General features: G+C 60.1%; 20 protein-coding genes and 1 riboswitch. Of the genes, 4 read left to right on the top strand and 16 right to left on the bottom strand.

Features of this window, described 5'->3' with window-relative positions:
• Positions 1 to 17: 17 nt before the first annotated feature.
• The 4 genes from ilvD to DWY76_RS10785 form a co-directional block, all read right to left on the bottom strand.
• Entirely contained in the window at positions 18 to 1805 is a 1788-nt protein-coding gene (gene ilvD / locus DWY76_RS10800) for a dihydroxy-acid dehydratase (RefSeq protein WP_120081335.1), read from the bottom strand.
• Between the two features lie 306 nt (positions 1806 to 2111).
• Positions 2112 to 2819 (bottom strand): FadR/GntR family transcriptional regulator, encoded by a 708-nt coding sequence (locus DWY76_RS10795; RefSeq protein WP_005939096.1) that lies wholly within the window; start codon positions 2817 to 2819, stop codon positions 2112 to 2114.
• 99 nt (positions 2820 to 2918) lie between these two features.
• Positions 2919 to 4436, bottom strand: a complete 1518-nt coding sequence (locus tag DWY76_RS10790) for a sodium:alanine symporter family protein (protein ID WP_097774156.1) — start codon at positions 4434 to 4436, stop codon at positions 2919 to 2921.
• A gap of 132 nt (positions 4437 to 4568) precedes the next feature.
• Positions 4569 to 4670, bottom strand: a riboswitch (glycine riboswitch).
• Positions 4671 to 4868: 198 nt separating this feature from the next.
• Positions 4869 to 5051: a hypothetical protein gene (locus DWY76_RS10785; RefSeq protein ID WP_044953367.1), complete on the bottom strand. Its 183-nt coding sequence runs from the start codon at positions 5049 to 5051 to the stop codon at positions 4869 to 4871.
• A 76-nt stretch (positions 5052 to 5127) separates the two neighbouring features.
• Here DWY76_RS10785 and DWY76_RS10780 point away from each other — a divergent pair, with 76 nt between their 5' ends.
• On the top strand, positions 5128 to 6042 hold the full coding sequence (locus tag DWY76_RS10780) for a hypothetical protein (protein WP_097774157.1): 915 nt from the start codon (positions 5128 to 5130) through the stop codon (positions 6040 to 6042).
• Here DWY76_RS10780 and DWY76_RS10775 read toward each other — a convergent pair.
• Positions 5949 to 7385 (bottom strand): PLP-dependent aminotransferase family protein, encoded by a 1437-nt coding sequence (locus DWY76_RS10775; protein WP_120081334.1) that lies wholly within the window; start codon positions 7383 to 7385, stop codon positions 5949 to 5951. The genes DWY76_RS10780 and DWY76_RS10775 overlap by 94 nt on opposite strands.
• 386 nt (positions 7386 to 7771) lie before the next feature.
• Here DWY76_RS10775 and DWY76_RS10770 point away from each other — a divergent pair, with 386 nt between their 5' ends.
• Positions 7772 to 8425, top strand: a complete 654-nt coding sequence (locus DWY76_RS10770) for an ECF transporter S component (RefSeq protein WP_223388517.1) — start codon at positions 7772 to 7774, stop codon at positions 8423 to 8425.
• A gap of 318 nt (positions 8426 to 8743) precedes the next feature.
• Here the strand turns inward: DWY76_RS10770 and DWY76_RS10765 are convergent, their stop codons facing one another.
• The 11 genes from DWY76_RS10765 to DWY76_RS10715 form a co-directional block, all read right to left on the bottom strand.
• Positions 8744 to 9592: a putative RNA methyltransferase gene (locus DWY76_RS10765; RefSeq protein WP_005938310.1), complete on the bottom strand. Its 849-nt coding sequence runs from the start codon at positions 9590 to 9592 to the stop codon at positions 8744 to 8746.
• Positions 9589 to 11505, bottom strand: a complete 1917-nt coding sequence (locus DWY76_RS10760; RefSeq protein WP_120081333.1) for a DEAD/DEAH box helicase — start codon at positions 11503 to 11505, stop codon at positions 9589 to 9591. Before DWY76_RS10760 ends, DWY76_RS10765 begins: the two co-directional genes overlap by 4 nt.
• A gap of 13 nt (positions 11506 to 11518) precedes the next feature.
• Complete coding sequence (locus DWY76_RS10755) at positions 11519 to 12811, bottom strand: DUF1015 domain-containing protein (protein WP_005938304.1); 1293 nt, start codon at positions 12809 to 12811, stop codon at positions 11519 to 11521.
• A 33-nt stretch (positions 12812 to 12844) separates the two neighbouring features.
• Positions 12845 to 13924, bottom strand: a complete 1080-nt coding sequence (locus DWY76_RS10750) for a putative glycoside hydrolase (protein WP_097774162.1) — start codon at positions 13922 to 13924, stop codon at positions 12845 to 12847.
• A 24-nt stretch (positions 13925 to 13948) separates the two neighbouring features.
• Positions 13949 to 14560 carry an Rnf-Nqr domain containing protein gene (locus tag DWY76_RS10745; RefSeq protein ID WP_005938298.1) on the bottom strand — a complete coding sequence of 204 codons (612 nt, stop codon included), beginning with the start codon at positions 14558 to 14560 and terminating at the stop codon, positions 13949 to 13951.
• The gene (locus tag DWY76_RS10740; protein WP_120081332.1) at positions 14557 to 15279 is read right to left on the bottom strand and encodes an Rnf-Nqr domain containing protein; all 723 of its coding nucleotides are present in this window, start codon (positions 15277 to 15279) and stop codon (positions 14557 to 14559) included. Before DWY76_RS10740 ends, DWY76_RS10745 begins: the two co-directional genes overlap by 4 nt.
• Positions 15276 to 16295, bottom strand: coding sequence for an RnfABCDGE type electron transport complex subunit D (locus DWY76_RS10735; protein WP_120081331.1), 1020 nt, complete (start codon positions 16293 to 16295; stop codon positions 15276 to 15278). Before DWY76_RS10735 ends, DWY76_RS10740 begins: the two co-directional genes overlap by 4 nt.
• Before the next feature lie 14 nt (positions 16296 to 16309).
• Positions 16310 to 16960, bottom strand: coding sequence for a ribulose-phosphate 3-epimerase (rpe, locus tag DWY76_RS10730; RefSeq protein ID WP_097774165.1), 651 nt, complete (start codon positions 16958 to 16960; stop codon positions 16310 to 16312).
• Between the two features lie 428 nt (positions 16961 to 17388).
• The gene (locus DWY76_RS10725; protein ID WP_120020658.1) at positions 17389 to 18909 is read right to left on the bottom strand and encodes a HAMP domain-containing sensor histidine kinase; all 1521 of its coding nucleotides are present in this window, start codon (positions 18907 to 18909) and stop codon (positions 17389 to 17391) included.
• The gene (locus DWY76_RS10720) at positions 18909 to 19607 is read right to left on the bottom strand and encodes a response regulator transcription factor (protein WP_005938284.1); all 699 of its coding nucleotides are present in this window, start codon (positions 19605 to 19607) and stop codon (positions 18909 to 18911) included. The genes DWY76_RS10725 and DWY76_RS10720 overlap by 1 nt, the downstream gene beginning before the upstream one ends.
• A 135-nt stretch (positions 19608 to 19742) precedes the next feature.
• Complete coding sequence (locus tag DWY76_RS10715; protein ID WP_120081330.1) at positions 19743 to 21023, bottom strand: L-serine ammonia-lyase, iron-sulfur-dependent, subunit alpha; 1281 nt, start codon at positions 21021 to 21023, stop codon at positions 19743 to 19745.
• Between the two features lie 175 nt (positions 21024 to 21198).
• Here DWY76_RS10715 and DWY76_RS10710 point away from each other — a divergent pair, with 175 nt between their 5' ends.
• Both DWY76_RS10710 and ychF read left to right on the top strand, forming a co-directional pair.
• Positions 21199 to 22515: a M18 family aminopeptidase gene (locus tag DWY76_RS10710; protein ID WP_120081329.1), complete on the top strand. Its 1317-nt coding sequence runs from the start codon at positions 21199 to 21201 to the stop codon at positions 22513 to 22515.
• A 181-nt stretch (positions 22516 to 22696) separates the two neighbouring features.
• Positions 22697 to 23830, top strand: a complete 1134-nt coding sequence (gene ychF / locus DWY76_RS10705; RefSeq protein ID WP_097774170.1) for a redox-regulated ATPase YchF — start codon at positions 22697 to 22699, stop codon at positions 23828 to 23830.
• The last annotated feature ends 66 nt before the right edge of the window (positions 23831 to 23896 follow it).

Raw genomic sequence — 23896 nt, 5'->3', positions numbered from 1 at the left:
TCGCAAACGAAGCGTTTTTACTCCATATATGCACCCTTCATGGGGCTGACGGCGTGCTGAGAGTAGAGTTTCAGCAGGCCCTTGGTGTACTTGGGAGCCTTGGGCTTCCAGTTGGCACGGCGCTGGGCAAGGATAGCCTCCATCTCTTCGGGGGTCTTTTCCTCACCGTTCACGCCCACGATGGCAAGCTGGCGGTTCGGCACATCGATGCGGATGAGATCGCCCTCTTCCACCAGAGCGATAGGGCCGCCCACAGCGGCCTCCGGGCTGACATGGCCGATGACCGGGCCGCGGCTTGCGCCGGAGAAGCGGCCGTCGGTGATGAGCGCCACGCTGGAAGCCAGCTTCGGGTCGGCGCAGATGGCCTCGCCGGTGTAGAACATCTCGGGCATGCCGCTGCCGCGGGGGCCTTCGTAACGGATGAAGATGGCATCTCCGGGCTGGACCCGCTTGTTCAGAACGGCGCTGATGCACTCTTCCTCGCTGTCAAAGGGCTTTGCGCGCAGGGTGGCGTGGAACATGTTCTTGGGGCAGGCGGTGTGCTTGATGACACTGCCCTCCGGGGCCAGATTGCCCTTCAGGATAGCAATGCTGCCGTCGGTGCCCTTGGCGTTGTCAAAGCTGTGGATGATATCCTCGCGGGTGACTTTGATGCCCAGACCCTTGGTCTTTTCCTGCAGGATCTCGTCGCAGTGCTCGTAGAAGCCGTTCTTCTTCAGGTCTTCCAGGTTTTCGCCCAGCGTCTTGCCGGTGACAGTCATCACGTCCAGATGCAGCATGGACTTGATCTCTTCCATCACGCGGGGCACGCCGCCTGCATAGTAGAAGTACTGTGCGGGCCAGTCGCCGGAAGGACGGATGTTCAGCAGATAGTGTGCGCCGCGGTGCATCCGGTCAAAGGTGTCGGCATCGATCTCAAAGCCGAACTCGTGTGCAATGGCGGGCAGATGCATGGTGGCATTGGTGGAGCCGGAGATGGCGGCGTGCACCATGATGGCGTTTTCAAAGCTCTTCATGGTGACGATGTCCTTGGCCTTGATGCCCTCGGCCACCAGCTTCATCACCTGAACACCGGCGTCGTAGGCGGCCTGCTTCAGCTCCGGGGCGGTGGCGGGCATCAGGGCGGTGCCGGGCAGCATCAGGCCCAGAGCCTCGGCCATAATCTGCATGGTAGAAGCGGTGCCCATAAAGGAGCAGGCACCGCAGCTGGGGCAGGCATTGTGCTTGTAGTAGTCCAGCTGCTCGTTGGGGATCACGCCCGTCTTTTCCCATGCGTCGAACTTGCCGATCTGTTCCAGCGTCAGCAGGTCGTTGATGGCGCAGGCGGGGTCATTGACCACGTACTTCTTGGGCAGGGTGTGGGCTTCCATCACGCCGCCGGTGACCACGATGGCGCTCATATCCTTCAGGCGGCCAATGCTCATCAGCATGGCGGGCATGGACTTGTCGCAGCTGGCGATGAATACGCCGCCGTCGTACACGGTGGCGTTGGCCTGAGCTTCCACCAGATTCACGATGGCGTCACGGTGGGGCAGCGAGTAGTTGATGCCGTCGTGGCCCTGTGCGATACCGTCGCACATATCGGTTGCAAAATAGCGTGCAGCCTTGCCGCCGTGGGTGTTGACTGCCTGTACAGCCTCCTTCACGAACTGATCCAGATGGGCGCTGCCGGGGTGGCTGTCGCCAAAGGTGCTCTCCACCATGATCTGGGGCTTTGCAAGGTCATCCACCTTCCAGCCCATGCCGATCTTCAGCGGATCGTTTTCCGGTGCCAGTTTACGCACTGCCTGAGAACGCAGTTCCATGATCGTACCTCCAAAATACTCTTTTTTCTGCTTTGCAAATCGTCCTTTTGACTGTCGGACATCTTACATGTTTATTCTAATCGAATCCCGCCTCGTTTGCAAGTTGTCGCAGTCAGAACCCACTTTATAACAATAACCAGCCTAGTTTTTCGTGCATATTGCTCTGAAATCTTGGATACATCATATAATCTAACCAGTTTTCCGACTTTTCTGTGTCATTCGTCTTAAAAAGTCATCAGACAACTTCAAACGTAAAAAGTCCCCGCACAGCCCTTGCACTGTGCGGGGACGTAAAATGCAGCGGCGTCAGGTTTCCCATTCGCCGTCGTAAAGCTTTCGGATGCAGTTGCGGTTGAAGTTCAGGTGCATCACCATGGCAGACCGGGCGCCAATGGAGTCATGCCGGGCAATGGCTTCGGTGATCATGCGGTGGGTCAGGATGGTCTCCTCCGTCAGCTTTTTGTGGGTGACGTTCACGAACATCATGACCGCCGTATCGATAATGGGGATCAGCTGCTCCACCACCATGTTCTTGCTGCTCTCTGCGATGCAGGTATGGAATGCGATGTCGTCCTCAATGTACAGATCACCGCTGTGGATCTTGCTCTCCACCCGGTCGCACAGGCGCTGGATGCGCTCGATGTCCTCGTCGGAAGCGTTCAGCGCTGCCATCTCGGCCATGCCCGGTTCCAGCAGCAGGCGCACGTTCACCAGATCCAGTGCCAGCGCGTTCTTGTCCTGCACGCTGCGCAGGTTCAGCGGGTCCGAAAGGCCCTTGGCGGTCGTGACCACATAGGTGCCGGAGCCTCGCCGCGCCTCCACGATGCCCTTGCTGGAAAGCAGCTTCACGGCTTCGCGCACCGTGCTGCGGCCCACGCCGAACTTTTCACCCAGCTCAAATTCATTGGGCAGCTTGGCTCCCGGCTCCAGCGGGGTATCCAGAATATAGTGGTAAATTTCGTCCTCCACCTGTTCGGCAAGGAGTTTGTTTTTCAGATGGGAAAATTCGCTCATGGGTGTTCCCTCCCCTGTTTTTTAAGTTATTATAAGGCAGGGCAGCAGACAAAAGCAAGGGCTGTCCTCATTCACAGACAGCCCTTGCTTTTGGGTATTTTATTCGTTTGCGGCCTTTTCCAGCTCCGCTTCCTCTGCGGCAGCTTCGGCCTCCTCCTGCTTCTGGTACTCCAGGAAAGCCGACCACATGGGTTCGATGTCCTTGCCCTTCACCCGGCGGTCGAAGTAGTTGCGGGTGATGTCCACCACAGTGCCAGACAGCACCAGCACGCCGATCAGGTTCGGGATCATCATCAGACCGTTGAACGTGTCGGAAAGATCCCACGCAAGGCCCAGCTTCATGGTGGCACCCACCACGGTCATGCACACAAAGACCACCTTGTAGATGCGGCTGCCGGTGGTGCCGAAGAGATACTCCACGGCCTTGGTGCCGTAGTGGCTCCAGCCAAGCGTAGTGGAGTAGGCAAACAGCAGAATGGAAACAGCAATGAACTTGGGGCCAAAGCTGCCAAATGCGGCGGTGAAGGCCTGACCCACCAATGCGTTGTCCTGCACACCGGCCAGTACAGCGCCGCTCTGCAGGTCCACCACGCCGGTGGTCAGGATGACCAGAGCAGTGAGCGTGCAGACCACGATGGTATCGGCAAACACCTCAAACACGCCCCACATGCCCTGATGCACCGGCTCCTTGACGTTGGAAGCGGAGTTGACCATGACGGCAGAGCCGAGACCGGCTTCGTTGGAGAAGGCACCGCGCTTGAAGCCCCAGGTGATGGTCTGGCTGATGCCGTAGCCCAGCGCACCGCCGCCTGCCGCGTTCAGGTTGAACGCACCCTTGAAAATAGCCGCAAATGCCGCTGGGATGTTGCCCGCGTGCAGCACTACGATGATGAGCGCGCCTGCAATGTAGAACAGGGCCATGAGCGGCACCAGCTTTTCGGTAACAGCGGCAACGCGTTTCAAACCGCCAATGACGATAAGGGCCGTGACCACCATCAGGCACAGGCCGGTGACGAGGGTCGGTACGCCAAAAGCAGCGTTCATGTTGCCCGCGATGGAATTGATCTGGCTCATGTTGCCAATGCCGAAGGAAGCCAGAATGCAGAAACAGGCAAACAGCACTGCCAGCACCTTGCCCAGCTGTTTGCAGCCCTTCTTTGCGCCAAGACCATCGGTGAGGTAGTACATGGCACCGCCCGACCACTCGCCTTTTTCGTTTTTGCGGCGGTAGTACACGCCCAGCACATTCTCCGAAAAGCTGGTCATCATGCCAAGCAATGCCATGACCCACATCCAGAAGATGGCTCCCGGCCCACCGGAAACGATGGCCGTTGCCACACCCACGATGTTGCCGGTGCCGATGGTGCCCGCCAGCGCCGTGCACATGCTCTGGAACTGGCTGATGGCCATATCCTCCTTGCTGGTGTGCGCGGTGATGTCCTTGTTGGTGAAGATCGCGCCGATGGTATGCCGGAGCCAGTAGCCCATTTTGCGGAACTGGAAAAAGCCCGTGCGGGCGCTCATCCAGAAGCCGGTGCAGAACAGCAGTGCCAGACCAAACGGCCCCCACACCACGCCATTGATGGCATTGTTCACCTGCGTGATCATCTCGACCATTCTCTCTTTCCCCCTATACACAAAACAAAAGCGGACAGAACCCACCAAAGGCTCTGCCCGCAAAAATTCGGAGCGCTCTCATTTTCCGCCGCCGGGGTGCGCCGCATTCCCGGCTGCGCCCCATTGCGCAAAGACGATAGCTCTGTCCTTTTGCCTGAGAGATACAGCCGCTTTCCCTGCGGCCTTACACCTTCGGCACCCACTTTACAAGCGGGCTTCTCCAGAGTGCACGGTCTTTCTCCGCCGTGCACGTCTTTTTCAGTTCTTCTGGCGCACAGTTGTGCGCGATAGAAAGACTATACCATATTCTGTCCTTGTGCGCAAGACATTTTGTATATCATACGCTGCTTTTTCATCTGTTATGCCGACAGATGAATTTTGTTTTGGTATTACTTTTGTCCTCCCTCATCATAGCGCTGCCATAAATTTATTTTACTTTTCTTTTGGCTCCGCGCCTTCAAACCCCCGGGCTTTTCCATCCGGGCTGGCATCGCCGTTTTCTTTCGCGGTCTCATAAGAATCTGTGCCGTAATAGGCGCTGGCGGGGCCGATCTCCAGCCAGAAGTTCTCCCGTTCTTTCTCTGTGGTCGGTGCTGTCTCTTTTTTGTTTTTCATCTGCAAACGCCTCCTTTTCTGCATAAAGTCTTGCCTGCAGGCCAAAGCTTTATGCAAAGGAAAGGCGGTGTATCCCATGCGCAGTGGAGGTTGGAAGCCCTTTTGGGCAGCACTGTTTGCTTCGCTGCTGGTGCTGGTGCCGCTGGTGGGCGGCACGGTGCTGCTGTCCCGTCAGCAGCTGCGCACCCAGCTGCGGCAGGCTGCCCGCAGCGAGAGCGGTGTGCCCATCCAGCTGCCCAAGACCACCGACCAGCTCACTGTGCTGCTGTGCGTCTCCGGCGAACAGCCCGGCTTTGTGCTGGCCTACCTGAACGCCAGCCAGAACTGCGTGCATCTGCTCAGCGTGCCTGCCGTGCTCACCGTGCCTTTTGCAGAAGAAGAAACGTCCCTTGCCCGCTGCTATGCCGCCGCTGGCCCGGCCCGCTGCCGCGAAGCGCTGGCACAGGTGCTGGCCCTGCCGGAGGGCACAAGGTATCTGGCCTTTTCTCCCGATGTGCTGGAGCGCATTGCCAGCCGGTACGGGCCGGTGCGGGTAGGCTTTACCGGCGCACTGACCGAGGAAGAGCTTGCCCGCTATGGCCGCAGCCGGGCCGTGCAGGGCATTTCCGCCGGGGACGCGCACGAATTCTTGTGCCAGCTGCAGGCCGACGAAGCCTTTTCACCAGTACGCACCGCAGCGGCCCGCGCTGCCGTGTGGGATGCTTTTCTCCGGCAGGATCTGGACCTGCTGCCCGCCACCCTGCCGGATGCCCTGCGTGCCAGCAGTTCGGCCCTGCTCACCGACCTGACCGCGCTGGACTATGACGCTTTGGAACGCACACTGGAATTTCTTGCCAACAACAGCGCCGCTGTGGCGGCGCAGGCCCTGCCCGGCCAGTGGAATGCCGCCAGCGGCACTTACACGGTCACGGATGCTTCCCGCGCTGCCATGCAGACCTTTTTCAATGTTTCGCCCACCGAGGCGCAGGCCTCGTCCTTCAGCGAGCCATAACCCAGCACCAGCGTGCCCGCCGCTGAGGGTGCTTCTCCGGTCAGGTCGTAATCGCTCAGCAGGCTCAGCTGCACGCCTTCGGCTTCCGCCGCGCAGCGCAGCGCAGCATCCGGCGGCGGGTCTTTGAGCTTTGCCAGCAGGTTCAGTCCGGTGTGCAGGCCCGCAAGGGTCAGCTCGCCGGGAGCAAAGGCAGTGTTCAATGCTGCCGCCAGCGCGTCCCGCCGGGCCTTGTAGGCCACCCGCTCCCGGGCCAGATGCCGGGTGAAGTAGCCCTCGGTGATAAAGCGGGCCAGCGTCTGCTGCTCGAACCGGCTCACCGTGCCGGAGTAAAGGCGGTATTTTTTCCGCCATGCAGGCAGAAGATGCTCCGGCAGCACCATATAGGCGATACGGATGCTGGGAGCCAGACTGCGGGAGCAGGTGGAGAGGTACACCACCGGGCCGTCTGCACCCGCCATGCCCTGCAGGCTGGGCAGAGGCCGGGTATCAAAACGGAACTCCGAATCGTAATCATCTTCTATAATATACCGCCCGCCCGGCCTGCGGGCTGCCCAGTGCAGAAGCTCGGCCCTGCGGCCCGCAGGCATGGTAACGCCTGTGGGGAACTGGTGGCTGGGCGTGACGTAGCACACCGCTGCATCCGACCGGTTCAGTGCTTCCACCGAAAGGCCGTCCTCGTCCACCGGTAGGCAGCAGCAGTGCACACCGTTGTTCTGCAGCACCTGCAAAGCACGGGGGTAGCCCGGCGTTTCCACCGCTGCAGGGCCGGGCAGCAGCGGTGCCAGCAGGCCCAGCAGATATTCCAATCCCGCCCCCACCACGATCTGGTGCGGCCCGCACTGCACACCGCGGTATTCAGAGAGATATTCCGCCAGCGCCTGCCGCAGGGCCGGGTCGCCCTGCGCATCGCCGTGGGTGAGCAGCTGGGGCGAAGAATAGAGCAGCTCCTTTTGCAGCCGCGCCCATGTGCGGAACGGGAACAGCTCCGGGTCTACCCCGCGGGTGGAAAGGTCGTACCGCACCGGCAGCACAGGCGGTTCCGGTTTTGGCGGTGCGGGCTGTTCCGGCCCGCCGGCAGGCCGGGACGGCAGGGCCAGATATTCCTGTACATAAAAGCCGCTGCGCTCCCGCGGTTCCAGATACCCTTCCGCCGCCAGCATCTGATAGGCGGCATCCACCGTATTCACCGAGACGGACAGCTCTGCCGCCAGCCGCCGCTTGCCGGGCATCCGGGTGCCCGCCGCAAGGGTGCCGCTTCGCATCTCTCCGGCAAGGCTGCGGTACAGCTGTTCGTACAGCGGCACGCCAGAAGAAGCATCCAGCGCCGTGGTCAGATGGACCATAAATTATCCCTCCTGTCTGGGTATCGCATCAAACTGACCCCATTAAAAAACTTTATTCTGGGTATTTTCATGGTGTCAGTTCTGCGTATAATAGGAGCATACACGCTGGACACCCAAATGTCAAGTAGGATTGTAGGTAAGTGGTTGCGAAGCAATCAAAGCCCCAGTGGGGCTTTGAAGCGGCGAACGGTCTTGCCGCAGGTAAGATGGAAGGGCCTCGCCCTGACAAGTTCGCGTTTGTGAAGCGAAGCGGAACAATAAAGTCCCCAGTGGGGACTTTAAGCGACCGAACGGTCTTGCCGCAGGCAAGATGGAAGGGCTTCGCCCTGACAAGTTCGCAGGACTTTGGCCCCGCGGGAACGGAAAATTGGAGGGAAAGTAAAATCATGTCTACTACTGCAATGTGGCTGCTTCTGGCAGTCGTTGTCATCGTCATTCTGTTTGCAAGTGTGCTGTACAAGCGCACCTTCACCACCAAGGAGCTGGCCATGACCGGTGTCATGGCCGCTTTAAGCCTTGTGGCCTATCTGTTCTTCCGTGTGCCGTTCTACGGCGGCTCTTCGTTCCATCTGGGCAACACCTTCACCGCCCTGACCGCCCTGCTGCTGGACGGTGTGTCCGGCGGTCTGGCCGGTGCCATTGGTCTGGCGCTGGCCGATATTCTGGCCGGTGACCCGGGCTACGCCGTCACCACCTTTGTACTCAAGTTCATCATCGGCATCACCTGCGGTGCCGTGGCGCACAAGGCATTCAAGCTGCGCGACCTCGACAAGCACAGCTCCGGCTATCTCGTCAAGGTGATCGTTTCTGCCGGTTCCGGCCTGCTGCTGAACGTGCTGACCGACCCGTTCCTGGGCTACTTCCGCAATGTGTACATCTTTGGTCAGGAATACACCGTGGCACAGGCGCTGACCAAAATTGCAGGCGGTGTCACCTTTGTAAACAGCGTGGCCTCCACCGTGTGTGCGGTCATCCTGTACCTCGCCCTGCGTCCGGCCCTGGAGCGTGCCGGTCTGCTGCCCAAGGGCGAAAAACACTAAGCGATCTCTCTATCCTGATACAGCACTGCTGCCCTCACCTGCCGGACTCCTCCTATCCTCCGGCGGTGGGGGCAGTGGTGTTTTTCGTGGACGACCTATCACACGGAACTCCTCCAGTCTCGCATTCGCTCGAAAGCCCCCTCGGGGACGGGGCTTTTGACAGAAACTGAAGCAAAAAAGCGCTCGTCACACAATTCTGCATGACGAGCGTTTCTGCTTTTTACCGCAATTTTCAAAAATAGTGCCTATTAAAACGGCATATTTGCGATATGCAGTTTGCGGATGTTGCTTGTGCATTAAAAACGCAACCTGCTATCATTACAGCTTTTCAAATACAAGGAACCGGAACGAGATATCGGTTTCCAGCTGGGACAGCGCAGCAAGGCGCTCCGCCCCGCCGCGCGGCGTTTTCCAGTAATAGGGTGTCATGGCGAACAGCGCTTCCAGCTGTTCGTGGGGCACCGTGACGCGGCCGGTCACTTCCCGTTCCCCAATGGCGGCAAAACCGTCATAGGCGATCTGCTGCACCGGGTTTTTATAGGGCTTTTCGTAGAGCACGGCCTTCATCTGGTACAGATGTTCGGCACCGGGCACCACATAGATCATCCGTCCGCCCGGGCGCAGCACCCGCAGGAATTCCTCCTGTGCAAAGGGCGAAAAGCAGTTCAGCAGCAGGTCGGCCCAGCCGGTGCGCACCGGCTGGCTGAAACTGGATGCCACCGCATACTGTGCCGTGGGCAGGGCCTTGGCCGCAAGACGCACCGCAGGCTTTGCGATATCAAAACCCGCCAGCTGCACCCGGCGGCCTTTTTCGGCAAGCGCCTGCGCGATGCAGCGGTCGTACCAGCCCTCGCCGCAGCCTGCATCCAGCAGATGCAGCGCCGCCTCCGGGCTGGCAGGCTGGCCGTACTCTGCGCACAGCTCCCCCACCGCTTTGCCAAAGATGCCGTAGTATCCGGCATTCAGGAACGCACGGCGGGCGGCCACCATCTCCTTGCTGTCGCCGGGGGCCTTGGTGCGCATGCTCTGCACCGGCAGCAGATGCCAGTAGCCCTCCTTGGCGCGGTCAAAGCAGTGGCCTTTTGTGCATTTCAGGGTGCTGTCGCCGGTCAGTTTCTCCCCGCACAGCGGGCACTGCCATGGGGCAAACGGTTCATTTTTGCTCATACTTCGTCGCTGTGGTCCTCAATGGGTGCAGTTGCACCGCCGTGGGCGTTCATATACTCCTCAAAGTTCGTGAACTTCTGCTGCGGCGGACGGCGGCTGATGAGCATAAGGCCCGGGTCTTCGTCCCTTGCAGCAGCGGCACGGCCGCGGCGGCTGCTCTCCGCTCTGGGGGCACGGGCCGGTGCAGGCTGTGCATTGCGGGACGCATTCTGACGGCCGCGCTGGCCGTTGTTTGCACCGCGGCCCTGCTCTGCGCTCTGGCTCTGGGCGGCAGGCTGGCTGTTCTGGCGGGCCGGACGGTCGCTGCGGTCATTGCGACGGCTCTTCTGGCCTTGCATGCTGCTGTTCTGCTGAGCAGGCTGTGCAGCCGTACGAATGGCCGGGGCGGCGGGTGCAGCCGGAGTCTTTTTGGCCGGGCGCAGCGGAGTGGCCTCCGGGGCGCTCACAAAATGCGGGTCAAACTTGGGCTGCGCATTGCTGCCGCGGGCAGGAGCGTTCTGCTCCCGGCGCGAGCGGCTGTTATTATTGGAACGGCGGTCATTGCTGCGTCCGCCGGTAGTACGCTTGGTATCATCCATGAGTGGTTCCTCTTTTTCGGTTTTTGCGGGCTTTGCCTGCACCTTGGGTGCGGGTGCAGCCTTTTTTTCAGGTTTTGCGTTTTTTGCTTCGGCCTTTGCGGGCTTCGGCTGCTTTGCGGCAGGCTTTTCTGCCGGTTCAGCGGCGGCTGCCTTGGGCTTTTTGCCGCGCACCGGCGGCTCCGGGCGCACCGGCGCGGGCACGCCGTCCCACGGGTGGCCGCTCACCACGGGAATTTTGCGGCGGTTCAGCTTTTCGATGCCTGCCAGATACTCCTGCTCCTCAGGTGCACAGAAACTGACCGCCGTACCGTCGGCACCGGCGCGGGCCGTGCGGCCGATGCGGTGCACGTAAGTCTCCGGTACCTCGGGCAGGTCGTAGTTGAACACATGGGACAGCTCGCTGATATCGATGCCGCGGGCGGCGATATCGGTGGCTACCAGCACCTTGGTCTTACCGGCCTTGAAGTTTTCCAGCGCGGTCACGCGGGCGGTCTGGCTCTTGTTGCCATGGATGGCCGCCGCCGGGATGCCCTGCTTGGTGAGGTCTTTTGCAATTTTATCCGCGCCGTGCTTGGTGCGGCTGAACACCAGCGCGTTCACCACCGGGGGCTGCAGGTTCTTGATGAGCCACGGCAGCAGGAATTTCTTGTTGCCCTTTTCCACATGGTACAGGCTCTGCTGGATGCGGTCCACGGTGCTGGACACCGGGTCCACCTTCACAAAGGCGGGCTTGCGCAGGATGCCTGCGGCCAGCTGTTCGATCTCGGTGGGCATGGTGGCGCTGAACATCAGGTTCTGGCGCTCCCCCGGCAGCTTTGCGATCACCTTCTTCACATCGTGCACAAAGCCCATATCCAGCATCCGGTCGGCTTCGTCCAGCACAAAGATCTCAAGGTTCGAGAGATCGATAAATCCCTGACCGATCAGGTCGTTGAGCCGTCCCGGGCAGGCGATCAGGATGTCCACGCCCTTTTTCAGCGCTTCCACCTGCGGTGCCTGGCCCACGCCGCCAAAAATGACGGTGCTGCGCAGCTTGAGATACTTGCCGTAGGCATCAAAACTTTCGCCGATCTGCAAAGCAAGCTCACGGGTAGGGGTTAGGATCAAGGCGCGGATGGCACCCTTTCTGCGGGGCGCATTGGCCGTGAGCCGGTCCAGCATGGGCAGCGCAAAAGCAGCCGTCTTGCCGGTACCGGTCTGGGCGCAGCCCATCAGATCCCGGCCGGACAGCACCGGCGGGATCGCCGCCGCCTGAATGGGCGACGGGGTCTCATAGCCTGCCTCCTGCACAGCGCGCAGAAGCGGGGCGGACAGATTCAATTCTTTAAATGTCATGGTTCTCCAATAATTATTCCGTAATTTTCCGGCACTCCACATAGTACCGCTTTTCTTCTGCGTGGCCCATGCTGAAGGTCTTGCGCGGCAGCACGCCGCCCATCACAACGCCTTTGAACAGGTCACTCTTGGCAAACGGCGGCATCAGGAATGCCACAGCACCTTTTTTGCACAGGGCGCGCACAGCAGGCTCGTCGTGCACATAGTCCACGCGGGCTTCCTTGTGGTGCTCAAGATAGTATTCGATAAATTCGTCAATGGTGCCCACGGTCAGCGGTGCGGTCGGGTCCTCAAAGCTGAGCACGTTGGACATGTGCGGCCCGGCCAGCGTGAAGGGCTGCTGCTTGCTGCCGCCAAAGCTGCAGCCGGCCATATTGGAATCGCTCCAGGTGATCAGGCTCAGCAGCACCGCTGCGCAGTCCACATTGAACAGCACGCGGTGGATCGGCTCGATCTCGATCGCAGGCGAGTGCACATTGCACACCTCGGCCAGACACCAGCGGGCCGGATGGTTTGCTGCCTGCTCCGGTGTGAGTGTCTTTTTCAGCTCCTCCCAGCAGGCCTTTGCAGTGGCCAGCGAGTGGTTGCCGTCGCCCACGGCCAGCGTCAGCGGGTCGCGGCGGGTGGCATCCGGATACTTTTTGTCGAATTCTTCCTGACTGCCCAGCACAGCCAGCGCATCTTCGATCTGCGCAATGAGGGCAGGGTCTTCCACAGCCCAGCCCGCAATGTGGCCACCGTTCAGCATCAATTCGCCCTCGTACACCTTGGGCAGTTCGGCTTTATGCGCCGCCACCGGCTCGATGAGGGTGCAACCGGGGTCGTCCGCCAGCATCATGATGTGAGGCGTTTCCAGCGCGGCACCGGTGCGCACCTTCATGCGGGGCGGGATGCGGCTTTCCACGGTGCTCTCGCTGGGGCGCACCGTGCATTTCTCGCCCCGGCGGTAGCTGTAGGCTTCCAGATCCACCATGCCCACAAGGCCCTGCCGCACCTTGCCGCTCTGCTCGGTGCGCTCCACGTAAACAAAGCCGTCCACCGCGCGGGTCAGCACGTTCCGGGCATAGTCATCCATGGTGGCATGGATCTTCTCAATGCGTGCATCGGCATCGCCGTCCTCCAGATAGACCTCCGGCAAGATCATGTTCAGGGTGCTGGGGCTGCCTGCCGCGGCAGCCTCGGCTTTCTGCCAGTAATCCCGGTCACTGGTGAACTGATCGCAGGCAATGCAGCCCCACTTTTCCAGTGGGATCTGCTCCGAAGGCAGAAGGATGTGGGCCGGTGCAAAGCAGGATTTGGTATTCATAGCAGATTCCTCCCTCTTATAAAACCAGAGACGTTACTGGAAAATGTCGGCGCTGTGCAGCACCAGATGCTGCACGCCCTGTCCGGCGGCAGACTGCTCCAGTGCGGTGCGGCTGTCGGCGTCCATCGCCTTGTCTGCCGTCACCAGCAGGTTGTCCATGCCCAGCGTCACAGCGGGCACATCCAGCGACACGCTGTTGGTATTGCACTGATCCAGCGTGTAGCTGAACCACAGGGTCATGCTGCCCGCAAAGCGGCTCTGCAGGGCGGCGATATCCGCCTTGAGCTGATCCGCGCGGGAAACGCCGCTGGTCTCGCCGTAGTCCTGTTTGCGGCTGAGCTTCGGGAACTGGACATTGGTCAGGACTACCTGCTCAAAGCCCATGCCCTGCACCTCGGCTACCAGATCGCCTACATATTCCACTGCCGCAGCGGAGTAGGGATTCAGCCATGCATTGCCGTCCTTCTGGGCGTCCAGCCACAGGCCGTCGCCGTAGTGGATGGCCATGCTGCGGTCGGTGCGGGAGGAGATGGGGTCCTTGAAGGCTGCAAGCTGGGCCACAGGGATCACGCCCTCCTCCCGGAAGATGGCCGCGATGCGGGCCGGGTCCACGGTGGTGTCGGCAATGCTCTGGGCGGCAGCCGGCACCTGCGAAGCGTAGCAGATGCTGCCATCCGGTGTTTTCAGGGTCACAAGGCCGTAATCCGCTCCCTGCGCCTTGAGCTGCTGCGCCGCTGCACGGATGGCCGCATCATCGGCAAGGGTGCTCACATCCACTGCGGCCCAGCTGCCGCCGGTAATGGCCTTGCCGTCCAGCTCCTTGGGCTGTTCCGGCTCCGGCTGGGACGAAGCCGCTTCCTGTACCGCCGAGGATGCAGCTGCTTCGGACGAGGCGGCTGCGCGGGATGCCGATTCAGCTTCCAGATCACGGTTCTTCACCACAGTATACCAGGTGTGGGTAGCCCAGTCCAGCACGTGGGGTGCTGCCAGCCAGGCTGCGCCCAGCACCGCCAGCACCAGCACCACGATGCCGATGCCTTTTTTGATGCGTGTACCGCGGCTGTAGAAGCTGCGGCGGTAGCGCTTGACCTTCTGACGTTTATACTTTGCCATTGTCGATTCTCCTCCCTGCCAATGTTACAGGATCACAGAATGTCCGGTGAAACCATAGATTGCCAGTGCCAGCACGCCGATATACACCAGCGTGATGGGCAGGCCGCGGAATGCTTCCGGGATGGCCTTGCTGCGCAGGCGGTGGCGGGCTTCCGTTACCAGCAGCACCGCCAGCACATAGCCAAGGCCGCTGCCAAGGCCAAAGCCAAGGCTCTGCCCCAGCGTAAAGCTCTGGGTGCGCTCCACCAGTACAGTGCCCAGCACACAGCTGTTCAGGCCCGCCAGCGGCACGATGCGCAGCAATGCGCTGCGGTGCGGCAGGCCCTTCGCCAGCCACAGCACGGCGTGCTCCAGAACGCACACCACGGCAATGCTGGCAATATACACCAGCGGGCGCAGCTGGGCACGGTTTGCCAGCGGCGCGATCCGGCTGCCGGCATACCACGCAAAGGGCGTTACCAGCACCTGCGTGATGCACAGCTGCATACCGAACAGCCAGCTGCTGGTGCGGTCATCGCCCACCAGCTGCACCAGACGCGAAACGCCCAGTGCACGGGTAAAGACGGCGTTCTGCGCGAACACCGCCAGCAGTGCATAGCTGAAGAACACTGCGCTTGTTGTTACAACATCTCTCATTGTTCGCGGTCCGCCTCCTTCTGGGAATGCACATCCACAAGGTTGCGTGCCTCTTTGGTGAGATATGCCTTGCGCTTTTGGGCCAGTGCACGCCATACGGCGCACAGCACGCCCAGCACGATAAAGCCGCCTGCCGGCATGCTTGCCATGGGCAGCACCGGGCGGCTGACAACCACACCGAACATGGTGCCTGCGGCCAGCCATTCACGGACGCAGCCCAGCAGCACCAGCAGCAAAGCATAGCCCACCGTGATGCGCAGGCCCTTGGAGACAGCCTTGCGCACCGTCTCCTGCACGCGGCCAAAGCGGTAGGTCAGCAGCGGCTCCACCGTGAGCATGGGCAGGTAGATGCCAAGGCTCAGCAGGCTGGTGCTGAACAGCATATTCAGGATGGGATACACCGCCAGATACACCACCGCCGTGCTGAAGCCGTACACCAGTGCACGGGGCAGCAGCTTTTTCTGCAGCGTTTCCGGGGCGGGATCCTCGTCGTGCAGGGGCACAAGGCGGCTCAGCAGACAGGCCAGCACGCGGGAGGGCACCAGCAGCAGCGCCACCGCCACCGCCAGCATCACCGCATTCTGGCCGCTGGTGGCAAGCACCACCAGCGGGGCAAGGCCCATGCCCTGCATGACCACCGGGTTATTCAGGAACACACGGTCGTGGTGGGCAAACTTGTTGGGATCTTTTACGATCAGTTCAGCCGTTGCGCGTCTCATTGTGCTGCCTCCTTTCCGGCATCTGCCTGCAGATGGGTCAGGTGATACAGCTTTGCCTCGGTGCGGTCGATCCATGCCGACACACTGTTGACCACCAGCAGCGCAAAGCACACACCGGTCTCGTACACGCCATAGTAGCGGAAGCCCATGCTCACAACGCCCACCAGCACGCCGTACAGCACACGGCCCATGCGGTGGTGCACGCAGGTGTAAGGCTCGTTGATCAGGAACACCGCGCTGAACAGGATCGCGCCAGTCAGCAGCTCATCCCGCACACACTGCAGGCGGGGCAGGATATTTGACAGCACGGCACTGTCGGCAAGGCCCGCCTGCCGCGGGAAGAAGAACGCAATGACCGCACAGGTCACAAGAAAGCTGATCGATGCAGACATGTGGGCATCCTTCTGGGTCCACAAAAACAGGCCGCAGGCAAGGATCACCAGCGCAGCGCCGGTGCCCATGGGAGCAGCATATTCGCCCAGACCCAGCGCCAGCGAGCCGATGTTCAGCATGCCGCCGCTGCGCAGGGTGTCCCCAATGGCGCTGGAGACCGGCACCATGGAAGCGTCCCACAAAGGGATGTTCGTATAGGGCTGCGGATAGCGGAACACCTGTTCCGGCCATGACACTGCCGCCACCACATAGCCCACAGCAGCCGGGTTGAAGGGGTAGCTGCCGTAGCCGCCAAAGATCTCCTTGCCGATCAGCACACCGGCAAGCACTGCGGCGATCAGAACATAGATATCCACCGTCACCGGCATCAGCAAGGCAATGACGAGCGCAAAGCTCTCGTTGGAAAAGTCACTGCCCTGATACACGCGGCGGCGCAGCAGCGAAACGAGACGGTCGCACAGGTTGCCGGTAAGCACCGCAATGCCGCACAGCAGCAGCGGGCGCACACCGTACAGAAAACAGGCCATGCACAGCACCGGCACCGCCATAAAGCAGATATGCTTATAGTAGCGGCCGGTCTTCTGGAGCTGTGCCTCCTGCTCCCGGATCAAAGATTCATCCATAAATGGTTATCCTTTCAAAGGCTGGCGAGGTGCTGCACGGCTGCAGCAGGGTCTGCTGCGCCGAACACTGCACTGCCCGCCACCAGAATATCAGCGCCCGCTTCCACGCACTGGGGCGCGGTGGCATTGTCCACGCCGCCGTCCACTTCCAGCAGATAGTGTGCGCCGCGCGCTTCGCGCTCTGCCTTGAGCCAGCGCAGCTTGTCCAGCGCCGAGGGCATGAACTTCTGCCCGCCGAAGCCGGGCTCCACGCTCATCACCAGCACAAGATCCAGCTGGTCAAGATACGGTGCCAGCGCCTGCGGCTCGGTGCCGGGCTTGATGGTCAGCCCCACCTTGCAGCCCAGCGCCCGGACGGCATCGATGGTGGCCTGGATATCGTCCTCGCACTCAAGGTGGAAGTTGTACAGGGTGGCACCGGCTTTGATGAAGGCTTCCGCATACTGCAGCGGATGGCTGATCATCAGGTGCACATCATAAAAGGCATCCGGCAGATTTTTGTGCAGGCTCTTGAGCACCGGCACGCCAAAGCTGATGTTGGGCACAAAGTGGCCGTCCATCACGTCGTAATGCAGCATCTGTGCACCGGCATCCAGCACCATGCGGCAGTCTGCACCCAGTTTGCCAAAATCAGCGGAAAGGATCGAAGGACTTACGATTGCCATATTCTATCTTTACGCTCCGTTATTTTATAATTTCTTATTCCCATTTGTCCCATTATGCTGGCGGTTTCAAACCGCAAAAACAGCATGGGCATGGTTATCTTTTAGTTTACATGAAAACGAGCAAAAAATCAAACCCGCCAATGGCTTTTTCACGGAAATGACGTATTTGGAAAGATCTGTCCATTTGCGAAGTAAACTCCCTCAGTCAAAGCCTGACGGCTTTGCCAGCTCCCTCGGAGAGGGAGCCTCTGGCACGCCCGGAAGATTTGCACTTTAACCGGAAGCTTTACCGCCATGCCAAGGGCCCCATCCCAGAGGGGGCTGGCATTGAGCGCAGCGAGATGACTGGGGGAGTTTCATCGGCGGCAAGGTTTCCCCACGCCAAAACAGCCAGACCGCCCCGGGTCCGGGGCAGTCTGGCTGGAAGTTCATTCTACGGGCTTCATGCTTGCAGGGTCTTCCACGGTGGGTTCACCGCCGGCTTCGTCCGGCAGGCGCTTCATGCCGCCGGGGTTCGGGGCCACGGTGGGCAGGGTGAACACGAACCGGCACCACTCGCCCTGCTGGCTCTCCACCCGGATCTGCCCGCCGGAAAGGTTCACCAGCACCTTGCAGATGTTCAGGCCAAGGCCAGCGCCCCGGGCGTGCAGGCCGCGGGAGCGGTCCTCCTTGTAGAACCGCTGGAACACGTAGGGCAGCGCTTCCGGGCTGATGCCCTGACCGGAGTTCCAGATGGAGATCTCGGCTTCCGGGCCAAGCTTTTCCACCCCGAAGCGGATGGTGCCGCCCGCAGGCGTAAACTTGATGGCGTTGTCCAGCAGGTTATACACCACCTGATGGATCAGGTCGGGATCGGCGTAGACCAGCACCTTTTCGTCCATGGTCAGGCCGTCGATGTCGATCATGCCGTCGTTGATGCGCTGCTCTGCCGACAGCGCCACGCCGGTGATCGTCTCCCAGATGTTGAACATCCGGGCATTCACCTGATATTCGCCGCTTTCCAGCTTGGAAAGATCCAGCATGTTCTGGATGAGCCGTGCCAGACGGCCCGTTTCCTCACTGACCAGCTGCAGGTAGTGGTTCTGCATATCCGGCGGGATGGTGCCGTCCAGAATGCCGTCCACAAAGCCCTTGATCGTGGTCATGGGGGTGCGCAGCTCGTGGGCAATGTTGCCCATGAACTGACCGCGGGAGTTGTCGTTCATCTGGATGTTGTCTGCCATGCGGTTGAAGGTGCGGGCAAGGTCGGCTGCCTCGCCTTCGCCTTCCACTCCCTCCACACGGACGGAAAGATCACCGCCGCCAAAGCGCTGGGCAGCATCCGTCACCTTCTGCAGCGGGTCGGTGAGCTGGCGCATCAGGATCTTGGTCAGGATGCTGGCACACAGCAGCATCACACAGGCCGACAGCAGGAAGTTGGACCAGAACTGCTGCTTGAACTGGGTCAGCTGCTCGCCGGAAGAGCACAGGAACAGGTAGCCGCTGGGCTGGCCGTTCTCATTGCGCATTTCGCTGACCGTGATGTAGCTTTTCCCGTCCAGCATGCCGCCCAGCGTGCCGAACACATGGTAGTAATCTGCATCGGAAGCGTCGATCTTCTCCATCATTTCTTCCGGCACGGTCAGGCTCTCCAGCTTGTCCGGGCTGGAGGCGATCATCACCCGGCCGTCGTTGTCGGTAAAGAACAGATAGGCCTCTGCGCTCTCGCCGATGATCTCCAGCTTGGTGCTCAGTGCGTCCAGCTCATCGCCTTCCGGCAGCTCCGCCTGCTGGACCAGATACTGGGCCGTGCGCTGGGTGACACCCACCACCTGATCCAGTGTTTCGTAGCGGTCCTTGGCGAAGTAGTTCTTGAACAGCACCCACTCCGAAGCGCCCATCAGTACGATGCCCAGCACCATCAGGGTGGACACCAGCGAGAAGAATGCCACCGAGATACTTTTGCGCATTACTGACGCACCTCGAACTTATAGCCCACGCCCCATACGGTCTTCAGCTCCCATTTGTCGGAAGCACCGGCCAGCTTCTCGCGCAGGCGCTTGACATGCACATCAATGGTGCGGCTGTCGCCGTAATACTCAAAGCCCCACACCTCGTCCAGCAGCTGGTCACGGGTGTAGACGCGGTTCGGATGGGAGGCCAGACAGTTCAGCAGTTCCAGCTCCTTGGGGGGAGCCTCCACCACCTTGCCCTTGACCCGCAGCTCATAGCTGTTCATGTCCAGACGCAGGTTGTCGAATTCGATCACGCCCTCGGTGCTCTCGGCAGCAGCCGTGGTGGTCTGGCAGCGGCGCAGCACCGCCTTGATACGGGCCACCACTTCCTTGGCATCAAAGGGCTTTACCATGTAATCGTCTGCACCCAGCTCCAAGCCCAGCACCTTATCAAAGGTCTCGCCCTTGGCCGTGAGCATCATCACCGGGGTGTTGCCCGCCTTGCGGATGCGGCGGCACACTTCCAGACCGTCCATCTTGGGCATCATCACGTCCAGCAGCACCATATCGGGCTTGACCTGATTGAACTTTTCCAGACCTTCTTCGCCATCGTTTGCCACCGTGACCTGATAGCCCTCCTTGGTCAGGTACAGCCGCAGCAGCTCGCAGATATTGGTATCGTCGTCCACAACGAGGATCTTTTCGTTGGCCATAATGATCTCCTCCCATTTTATCGGATGCCCGCCGGGGCAGGCAGAGCAGCAAAGTATTCCACTTCTTATTATACGGAAGAGTTATGACAAAATAAAGAAGGATTTGTATGATTTTTTCACAATTCCGGCCCGGCCTTACTCGATCATCAGCCGGATGATCTCCTCATTGGTCTCCTTCATGCCGTTCTTGCCCAGACGGCCGATGCCCTTGATGGTGGTCTCGATGTCCTTCATCACGATGCCGTCGCCGCCCTTGAACTCCTGATGGCACTTGTACATGTTGTAGCCAAGCAAGGCCGCGTCCACCGAGGATGCGATCTTTGCCGCGCAGGAGGCCTTTGCGCCGTCGCACACGATGCCGGACACGATGGCCAGCGCATTGACCACCGTGTGGATGGCGGCCTGATAGCCGTCGCCGCACAGATATACGATGCCCGCGCCTGCGCCCGCACCGGCGCTGACTGCGCCGCAGTAGGCGGACAGGGTGCCGATGCCGGTCTTTTCGTGGATGGCCACCAGATTGGAAATGATGAGGGCACGGTAAAGCTTTTCCTTGCCGCTGTGCAGCTCCTTGGCATATTCAATAAGCGGCACCGAGCAGGTGATGCCCTGATTGCCGCTGCCGGAGTTGATGATGACCGGCAGCTCACAGCCGTTCATGCGGGCATCCGAACCGGCGGCCGCCTTGGCCTTGGCCCGGATAGACACATCGTTGCCGTAGGTAGAAAGCAGTACCCGGCCGATGTTCGCGCCATAGTCGCCCAGAAGGCCCTCCTCTGCAATGGCGTTGTTATAGCGGATCTGGCGTTCCAGCAGGTCCGCCACATCCTGCAGGTCGGCCGTCTCGGCAAAGTCCCAGATGTCCTTCATGTTCAGCAGGCTGCGGTCGGCCCGGCTGTCCCGCCGAGCCTCCTCGTTCAGCAGCGGCTTTTCGTAGAGCACCCGGCCATTCTTTTCGATCAGGCAGATGTTGGTGTGAAAATCCGCAATGCGCACCTTTGCGTAGGAATCCCCGCTGCGCTCGGTAACGATGATATCGAACACATGCCCCTGCTCGATGTGCTGGATGGAAATGGGCACCGTCTGCAGATAGTCCCGGATGGCAGCCTTCTTGTCCTCGCTGACCTCGGAGATGACTTCCAGCTCTCTGTCTGCCGAACCGGCAATGATGCCCGCTGCCACAGCGGCTTCCATGCCTTTCAGGTGGCCGGTGTTGGGCACGATGACGCTCTTCACATTCTTAATAATGCTGCCGCTCACCTGCAGCTGCACGCTCTCGGGCAGTGCGCCCAGCACCTCGCGTGCCCGGGCCGCAGCATAAGCCAGTGCAATGGGCTCTGTGCAGCCCATTGCCGGGATGAGCTCCTCTTTTAATATTTCCACATACGCCTGATAGCGCGGATCACTGCATTCCATGACGGGTCCCTGCCTTTCCTGTCGATTCGATATTTACCAACAGGAATAGTATACTATAGAACCCGCGCAATGTAAAACAAATTCTTCCCCGCCCGCAGGGCCGGCTATTGCAAAGCGCAAACCGCAGAAGTAGAATAGGAGCATCCAAACCGATAAATCCATGGAGGGTCTTCCAATGATCGAAAAAGAAGTACAGGAGCTGCTGTCCTTCATTGACGGCAATCCTACCGCATACCACACCACTGCATCCGTCCGGAATATCCTGCTGAAGGAGGGCTTTTCCGAGCTGCTGGAGAGCCGCCGGTGGCAGCTGGAACCCGGCGGGAGCTATTTTGTCTGCCGCAACGGCTCCAGCATCCTTGCATTCCGCATGGGAGAACAGCTGGAAAACTACAGCTTTAACGTGGCCGCTGCCCACACGGATTCCCCCTGCTTCCGCATCAAGGAAAACGCCGAGATCCACATGGGCCGGAAGTACACCAAGCTGAACACCGAGGGCTACGGCGGCATGATCTGCTCCACATGGATGGACAGGCCGCTGTCGGTGGCAGGCCGTGTGCTGATAAAGGAGAACGATGCCATCACCTCCCGCCTGCTCACACTGGACCGCGACCTGCTGATGATCCCCAGCGTGGCCATCCATATGAACCGCGAGGTCAACGACAAGGCTTCCTACAACAAGCAGGTGGATATGCTGCCCCTGCTGGGCGGTGCCGCCGAGGAAGGCGTGCTGAAAAAGCTGATCGCCGCTGAGCTGCAGGTCGCAGAAGACCAGATCCTTGGCAGCGACCTGTTCCTCTGCATCCGCGAAAAGGCCGCCGTCTGGGGCTGCAATGAGGAGTTCATCTCCTCCGGCCGTCTGGATGACCAGCAGTGCGTGTTCGGCATCCTGAAGGGTTTTCTGAACGCGCACTGCGCCCGGTCCATCAATGTTGCCGCCTTTTTCGACAACGAAGAAGTGGGTTCCGGCACCAAGCAGGGCGCGGCTTCCACCTTCCTGTACGACGTTCTGCACCGCATCGCCCAGAACGTCTGCCCCGGCGATGAGGACTTCCACCGTGCGGTGGCTTCCAGCTTCATGTTCAGCGCCGACAACGCCCACGCCGTGCACCCCAACCACCCGGAATATACCGATGTGAACAACTGCACCTACATGAACGAGGGCGTTGTGGTCAAGGTCCACGCCGGCCAGAAGTACACCAGCGACGGCATGAGCATGGCCGTTGCCAAAGAGCTTGCCGCCCGCGCCGGTGTCCCGCTGCAGTATTTTGCCAACCGTTCCGATAAGGTCGGCGGAAGCACTCTGGGCAACCTTGCCATGGCACAGGTATCCATGAACTGCGTGGACATCGGCCTGCCCCAGCTGGCCATGCACTCCTGCTACGAGACCGCCGGTGCCCGGGACATCATTTCTCTCATCCGGCTGATGGAGGAATTCTACGCCAGCCACTTTGAAGAGACCGCGTCCGGCACCCTTACCATCTGCAAGTAAGACCCGTACAACCTGAATCATAAGGACTGCCCGTGGAAAAGCAGCACTGCTTTTCCACGGGCGGCTTTTCGTTTCCACTTAAGTGAGTATTGAGAAAAAACGTCCATTGTGCTACAATTATCCTGTTATAATATCGCTTTTTACCGCAGCGTAAAATCTTTTTCGCAAGGAGTATAATAAAATGAAATTAGGTATCGTCGGCCTGCCGAACGTCGGCAAGTCCACTCTGTTCAATGCCATCACCTCCACCAAGAACGCAGAAGCCGCAAACTATCCCTTCTGCACCATCGAGCCGAACAGCGGCATCGTAGCCGTGCCGGACAAGCGTCTGGACAAGCTGGCCGAGATCTGGCAGACCAATAAAAAGACCCCTGCCATCGTGGAGTTCGTGGATATCGCGGGCCTTGTAAAGGGTGCCAGTCAGGGCGCGGGCCTTGGCAATAAGTTCCTGGGCCACATCCGCGAGTGCGACGCCATTGTGCATGTGGTGCGCTGCTTTGACGATGACAACATCATCCACGTGGTGGAGGATGTTTCCAAGGCTGAGGCCGTGGACCCCATTGCCGACATCGATGCCATCGACTACGAGCTGATCCTGTCCGACCTTGAGGTGGTGCAGAACCGCGCAGGCCGCATGGCAAAGGCTGCCAAGAGCGGCAACAACAAGGGTGCTGCCGCCGAAGCCGCATGGCTGCAGCAGCTGGCCGACCACCTGAGCGCCGGCAAGCCTGCCCGCAGCTTCGATTTTGACGAGGGCGATGCCGAGCAGCAAGCTGTTCTGCATGAAATGGGCCTGCTGAGCGCAAAGCCGGTGCTGTACGCCTGCAATGTGGGCGAGGACGACCTGATGGAGGGCATCGAAAACAACAAGTATGTCCCGCTGGTGGCCGCACGCGCCAAGGAAGAGGGCGCACGCTACATTCCCATCTGCGCCAAAACCGAGGAGGATATCGCCGACTACTCTCCCGAGGAAAAGAAGGCTTTTCTGGCTGAAATGGGCATTGAAGCCAGTGGTCTGGACAACCTCATCACTGCCAGCTATGATCTGCTGGGCCTGATCTCCTTCCTGACCGACGGCAAGAAGGAGTGCCGCGCATGGACCATCCGCAAGGGCACCAAGGCACCGCAGGCTGCCGGCAAGATCCACAGCGATTTCGAGCGCGGCTTCATCCGTGCCAGCGTCATTGGCTACAGCGATCTGGAAGCCAACAACTTCGATTACGCCGCCGTCAAGGCCAAGGGTCTGCAGCGCACCGAGGGCAAGGAGTACGTTGTCAACGACGGCGATGTGATCGAGTTCCTGTTCAATGTTTAAAGGGAAACCCTCTCAGTCAAAACCCGACGGTTTTGACAGATTCCCCCTTTTGTCGCTGCGTGACAT

It is taken from the genome of Faecalibacterium sp. AF27-11BH, assembly GCF_003603005.1.
In the GTDB taxonomy this organism is placed as follows: Bacteria; Bacillota; Clostridia; order Oscillospirales; family Ruminococcaceae; genus Faecalibacterium; species Faecalibacterium taiwanense.
This window is presented reverse-complemented; position numbering and strand designations above follow the sequence as displayed.